Below are 5,389 nucleotides of genomic sequence, written 5' to 3'. Positions count from 1 at the left end.
CGCAGCACGCCATGCAGGATCTCCAGCTCCGTGAGGCTGGCGCCGCCCATGCGCTCCTTCAGCCAGGGCTGTCGTTCCAGCAGGGCCGGCTTGTAATAGGTGGGATCGGCCGGCGGCACCCAGCCGTAGCGCTCGCCGAGCAGGCTGATGAAATAGGGCCTGCAACGATCAATCTCCGCCAGACACAGCGGCAGCGTTTCGCCGCGTTCGGTCTGATCGGCGGTCACACCCCAGCGCAGATCCACATCCACGATTTCCACACCGCGTGATCGCGCTCGCCGGCGCAAGCTGGGGAACACCTGCTTCACCAGCAGGCTCCTCTCTTCTTGAAAGTCCACGAACGTGGACGAGAGAAACACCCGGATCACCATGCTTGGAGATGTGGTCATCGAGGATGTGTTGCGGACTCATGACGCTAAGGCTGTTCCTGGATCAGAACGCTGGCCTTGGGCCCCAGGGCGCCGATGGGAATCACCACAACACCATCCGAGCGAGGGTGTTGGCCGGCACTCCGGTTCGCTGACGGGGGAAATGAAGCCAGCCCAATGACCCAGAAGAGAAGTCTCTGATGCGGTTAATACGGGCGTAACGATGCAGTTTTTGCGGAAGCGACGGATCAGCCTGGCGCCCGCGAGGGACCTGTGGCTGGGCGATACCCATCCTCAGGCCTCGGCCATCAGCACAGGACTTCAAAGGCCTTCAGCTGGGCCTCCATCGCGCTGCGGCGATCACAGATCGTGGGTTGCAGAGTCTCAATCGCGGCCTCGAAGGTCGCCATGGCACGGCCGAGGGCCTGCAGCTGCTGTTCACCGTTCTGCAGTGTCAGCAGCTCCGGCAGCAGCACGAGATCCTCGCGCCCTGCCCCGAAGCAAGGCAGAGAGAGCGCAGGCGATCGATGTTGGCGCGCAGTTGCTCGCCATTGCTCAGGCCATGGCTCTCCAGCATCCTCAGCCGCGCGTCCCCGAAGCCTTCGATCTGCCAGCTGCGCAGCGGTTCGCGGCTGAGCTGCTCCCGCAGCCAGCGCTTACGGCCTTGGCTGGCAGCCCTACGGAGACGAGCTTCTGCCAGAACCACCGGATCATGGCTGGCAGCGAGCTCCAGCAGTGGCGAAAGATTGAGCGTGGCCAGCTGGCGGTGCAAGCATCCGCCGGCGTTGCGGCGGTTCTTTGTGGCATGGTCATCGCCAAACCAGCCCTTGAAGCAGCTGCGCCACATTACGGCTCGTGACTGGATGCAACCAGACTCGCGGCGCAAGGTGGATTAGTGCTGGCTTCCTGTGCGAACGACGAGAAAGAACTGGACCTGCGTCAGCACAATGCCGAGTCGTCGCGCTGTCAATCGATGTGCTGATTGCGGCAGCTTCGGCTTTCTTTGCCTGGGTATTTATTCCACTAGGTCATGAACCAGCGTCCACCGCCTGGAATGCATCGACGGACCCTTCAACGCTGAGCTAGCCAGATGCCCAGAACAACCCCTACGGCAAAACACCAGCAATAAAAGCCACGGTTAAATCGCCCATAACGCACCTGGGCTCTAGTTTTATCTGCACACAAGCCTGGACGATCAGAATGCGAGGTCATCCGGCAACGCTCCCAGTAGAAAGCTGCTCTGTTGAGAGTTGATCACTAGGGCCACCAGTGGCAGCCATCGGCGTGCACAGCCCTGGGAATAGATCACGTATCTCCCCGCCGCGCTGAAACATCACACTGGCTGCAACACCAGCAAGCCGTTCCACCTCAACACGGAATTCATAGCCGTGGTGCATGTTCATGGCATGCGCGGCTTCGTGGATCAGGATCTTGAGGCTTTCAGCTCCGAGAGGCTCCTGCCAAAAGCAGGCCTGATCTATTGCCAAGGTGAGCATATTGGTGGCGCTCCAGTGGGCATACAGGCTGCGACTGCCATCAGGGTTGCGGGTTAACTGTCCGCTCACCCCCTGTTGCTGCACCGGCCCACTATCCACCAAATGCTGGCAAAACCAAACGGCAAAGTCGAGGCAATGCTGACCCCGCTCGCAGCCACCCTGCTTCTCAATTAGGCCTAACCGATCATCCGCCAATCGAACTGCGGTTTGCACCGAAAAACCATCGTCGCCAGCCTGCTCAGCCTTACTGAGCTCATCGCGGCGGACCACCTCCTGAGCTGACGGCACATGCAGCTTGAGCATTTCCCGAAAGCCACCGCTGGCTTGGGCCGTGCTCACGACCTGCACACCTAGATCTCGAGCATCCTCATCGAAGTGCCGGGCACCCATGCGCGGCACTGATCGTGCAATGTTTTCGCCAAAAGCCCGCTTCAGGATCTGCTGCTGCACGGCTGTATCGCAGCGTCGACCTGCGGTGCCAACCCAGTCGTCCTTCACGGTGGAAGCATCCATCTCCTCCAGCAAGGTGGGCAAGCAGGCCACATGCAACTTCAGGGGATAGCCAGACGCCACCGCATCGCGGTTGGGGTTCATGGGCACCCGCTGCTGCACGTTGCAGTGGAAGGGCACATTCCAATCCAGCGCGGCAACTGGGATGCCCATCTCATAGATGGTGGGCTGTTCGTGCCCGACCGTGGGCACCAGGTGGATCGCCGTGCGCCTGCTCGGCTTCTTCCAGCTTTGGCTGCCTGGGTCATAGACCTCGGTGCTCAAGTTGGTGCTGATGACGTGCTCGATTTGGCGCGGCAGGGCCTGGCGCCCATTGATGTTGAGCTCTACCCCTATTGGCACGAGGAAGCGTGAAAAGTAGTCATCCAGCTGTGCAGCAATCTCCGCTGGCCATGGCATCTGCATGTGCACCTGCGTGCCGTTCACAGCGACAGGCAGAGAGGCCTGCCTGCTGACGCGTTCACCGTTCTCGCGCAGAAACTCCAATTGCTGGTGGCCACTGGCTACCCGTGCTTGCTCAGCGATGCAGAGAGCTTCCTTAAAGCCGCGCCCGAAGCGGCCACGTTTGAGGTGGCTGTCGGTCTTGTGGGTGAGGTAGACGACGCGCAGATCGGCGAGTTCTTCGATGCCAGATCCATTGTCCGAGCAGCTCACATGGAACTGGTCGCCGAGGAGGCCATAGCGCAGCGTGATCTGGCCCGGCTGTTCATCAGCAAAGGAATCCAGCGCGTTCTGCACCAGTTCCTTGACCAGATGCTCAGGCGGCCTTGCCGCATTCATGGCTGCGAAGCCTTCGGTGCTGATGGACAGCCAGCCCTGGGATTGGGTCTGCATGGTGGGTAGTGGGTCGATGGCTTGGTGAATGGCTGAGGCAATCAGTGCTGAGGCCCTCAAACTTGCGGCGCGTCGCTGTCCCGGGCGGTCTCATCGGTGCTGTTCCAACTCGATGCGCCCCCGCAATCGAAGACGTCATCCAAGGGGCTGGCGGTGGCCAGGATTTGATCGAGGAGGAGGCTGGCCATGGCTGGTGTTGCAACGCGATGGCACCAGCTTCTGCGGAACGATCCAGAGCAGGCAGGCGTCTTCTGCGAATAACGAGGCATGACGCGGTCTGCCGCGGCGCCTGACCAGGCCAGCGGATCGACGGCGGCAGTATGATCACATTCAAATGCATATCAGCGTGTCAGTTTCCGCGTCCCCTCTTGAGCGCGTCACGGTGACCATGCCGGCGGAGCTGGTGGCGGGGATTGATCGGGTGGAGCGCAATAGAAGTCGCTTCATTGCAGAAGCTGTGCGCCATGAGCTCAAGCGCAGGCAACGGCAGGAGTTGCTGCGCTCGCTGGAGGAGCCCCATCCCGACAGCCTCATCACTGCCGAATTGGGGCTGGAGAACTGGAGCCAGGGGCTACCGGCGGGTGATCTCAACCTGCTCGACCCCAGTGCCGGTGTGCCGCTGCAGTGGAGTGGGGAGCAGGGCTGGCAGGAGCCGGACGCATGAGCCTGGCTAGGGGCACGGTGGTGCTGGTGGATCTTGAGCCCACCCAGGGTCATGAGCAGCAGGGCACCAGGCCCTGTGTTGTGGTGAGCGATGAGGCTGTGAACAGCAATCAGCGCTTCCCCTTGATTGCGGTGGTTCCCGTGACGGGCACCCCCGCCCAGGGTGCTCTCTACCCAGATCTCGCACCAGGAGCCAGCGGGCTCACTAAGCCATCTACGGCCTTGGTGGATCAGGTTCGCTCGATCGACAAGCAGCGCATCCGCCGGCGTTATGGCCAGGTGTCGGCGGCAGAGATGGAGGCAATCAGCAAGGGCCTCTGCCTGTATCTGGGGCTGGAACCAGAGATATAAGTCCCATCACCCCTTGAGCGTTGCCACTAACCCCAACCGTGCCGTCGTCGTTCGCACTGGAGCACCAGCGACATGGGACAGATCCAGGAAACTCGGTGATCGGACCGATTGCTGAACGATGCCACTCTCCCCACCAGACGAGACCAGGTCTGCCGCAGCTGAGCTGCCACAGCAGCGGCTACTCGCTGATCTCCAGCAGCTAGTCCGCCCCCGCCATGCCCGCTGGGATGAGCTGGGGCTGATGAGCGTGCGCAGCTTTGTGCTGGAGGAGCTGCAGACCCATGGGCCGGTGGAACAGCACCACTTCGGGGAGGGGGCGGATGCGGGCGTGAACCTGATCCTGCGGCTACCGGGCCAGCGGCCGGAGCTGGCGCCGGTGCTGGTGGCTGCTCACTACGACGGCCCGTTGGGCTCCCCCGGCGCTGACGACAACGCCAGTGGCGTGGCGGCCCTGCTGGAGTTGGCCCGCCGCTGGGCACAAACTCCACCTAAGCGCCCTGTCTGGTTGGTGGCGTTTGACCAGGAGGAGTGGGGCATGGTGGGGAGCGCCGCCCTGGCCCGTGAGCTCAAGAGCAGCGGCCAGCGCCTGCACCTGATGCTCAGCCTGGAGATGCTCGGCTATACGGCCGAGGTGCAGAACTATCCGCATGAAGCAATGAAAGCCGTGTATGGCAGCCGCGGCGATTTCATTGCTCTAGTGGCCAACACCGGTGCGGCCGCCTTGCTGCCCGGCCTCAGCGGCGGCATGGGGGCCCATGTGAAAACGAAGGTGCTGCCGGTGCCGTTCAAGGGTCGTCAGCTGCCGGATGTACGCCTCAGCGACCACAGCCCCTTCTGGGATGAGGGCTACAACGCCGTGATGGTGACCGACACCTCATTCATGCGCAATCCGCATTACCACCAACCATCCGACACGATCGAGACGCTCGATTTGCCGTTTCTGCGGGCGGTGATCGATGGGTTAGATGCGGCGATTTCAGGTTGTTGAACAGAAACTAAAGGGTTCCTAGAGCCGCCACAGGGTGGCCAGTGGCACCGCCCAGAGCCCATGCCCCATCGGCAATGTTTCATTGCCATCATAAAGAACCAAGCCAGCAATGAACTGATCACCCGAGAGCTCGGCCAACTTGTGCAAGCCAGCGAAATCGCGTGGTTGCACCGAGGCCT

The 5,389-nt window shown here is 61.8% G+C and carries 8 protein-coding genes; 3 read left to right on the top strand and 5 right to left on the bottom strand.

The window, feature by feature from the left end; all coding sequences use genetic code 11:
- From KBY74_RS13425 to KBY74_RS13405, 5 genes are all read right to left on the bottom strand, one after another.
- The coding region (locus KBY74_RS13425; RefSeq protein ID WP_254943133.1) for a DUF4062 domain-containing protein at positions 1-389 on the bottom strand (389 nt) is incomplete at its 3' end.
- Between the two features lie 287 nt (positions 390-676).
- Positions 677-844, bottom strand: a complete 168-nt coding sequence (locus KBY74_RS13420; protein ID WP_254943132.1) for a hypothetical protein — start codon at positions 842-844, stop codon at positions 677-679.
- Positions 823-1,215 carry a hypothetical protein gene (locus KBY74_RS13415; RefSeq protein WP_254943131.1) on the bottom strand — a complete coding sequence of 131 codons (393 nt, stop codon included), beginning with the start codon at positions 1,213-1,215 and terminating at the stop codon, positions 823-825. Before KBY74_RS13415 ends, KBY74_RS13420 begins: the two co-directional genes overlap by 22 nt.
- Before the next feature lie 361 nt (positions 1,216-1,576).
- Positions 1,577-3,208, bottom strand: a complete 1,632-nt coding sequence (locus KBY74_RS13410; RefSeq protein WP_254943130.1) for an ATP-binding protein — start codon at positions 3,206-3,208, stop codon at positions 1,577-1,579.
- 56 nt (positions 3,209-3,264) lie between these two features.
- Entirely contained in the window at positions 3,265-3,396 is a 132-nt protein-coding gene (locus tag KBY74_RS13405) for a hypothetical protein (RefSeq protein ID WP_254943129.1), read from the bottom strand.
- 158 nt (positions 3,397-3,554) lie between these two features.
- Here KBY74_RS13405 and KBY74_RS13400 point away from each other — a divergent pair, with 158 nt between their 5' ends.
- The 3 genes from KBY74_RS13400 (at position 3,555) to KBY74_RS13390 (ending at position 5,210) form a co-directional block, all read left to right on the top strand.
- Positions 3,555-3,872 (top strand): CopG family ribbon-helix-helix protein, encoded by a 318-nt coding sequence (locus KBY74_RS13400; protein ID WP_254943128.1) that lies wholly within the window; start codon positions 3,555-3,557, stop codon positions 3,870-3,872.
- Positions 3,869-4,222 (top strand): type II toxin-antitoxin system PemK/MazF family toxin, encoded by a 354-nt coding sequence (locus tag KBY74_RS13395; RefSeq protein ID WP_254943127.1) that lies wholly within the window; start codon positions 3,869-3,871, stop codon positions 4,220-4,222. Before KBY74_RS13400 ends, KBY74_RS13395 begins: the two co-directional genes overlap by 4 nt.
- Positions 4,223-4,340: 118 nt before the next feature.
- Complete coding sequence (locus KBY74_RS13390; RefSeq protein WP_254943126.1) at positions 4,341-5,210, top strand: M20/M25/M40 family metallo-hydrolase; 870 nt, start codon at positions 4,341-4,343, stop codon at positions 5,208-5,210.
- The last annotated feature ends 179 nt before the right edge of the window (positions 5,211-5,389 follow it).

This window comes from Cyanobium sp. A1C-AMD, assembly GCF_024346495.1.
Lineage (GTDB): Bacteria > Cyanobacteriota > Cyanobacteriia > PCC-6307 > Cyanobiaceae > Cyanobium_A > Cyanobium_A usitatum.
This window is presented reverse-complemented; position numbering and strand designations above follow the sequence as displayed.

What these genes read in the sequence shown, in the direction of transcription:
- KBY74_RS13415 (WP_254943131.1), bottom strand. Translation starts at nt 1,215, where the DNA reads ATGTGGCGCAGCTGCTTCAAGGGCTGGTTTGGCGATGACCATGCCACA.
- KBY74_RS13410 (WP_254943130.1), bottom strand. Translation starts at nt 3,208, where the DNA reads ATGCAGACCCAATCCCAGGGCTGGCTGTCCATCAGCACCGAAGGCTTC.
- KBY74_RS13405 (WP_254943129.1), bottom strand. Translation starts at nt 3,396, where the DNA reads ATGGCCAGCCTCCTCCTCGATCAAATCCTGGCCACCGCCAGCCCCTTG.
- KBY74_RS13395 (WP_254943127.1), top strand. Translation starts at nt 3,869, where the DNA reads ATGAGCCTGGCTAGGGGCACGGTGGTGCTGGTGGATCTTGAGCCCACC.
- KBY74_RS13390 (WP_254943126.1), top strand. Translation starts at nt 4,341, where the DNA reads ATGCCACTCTCCCCACCAGACGAGACCAGGTCTGCCGCAGCTGAGCTG.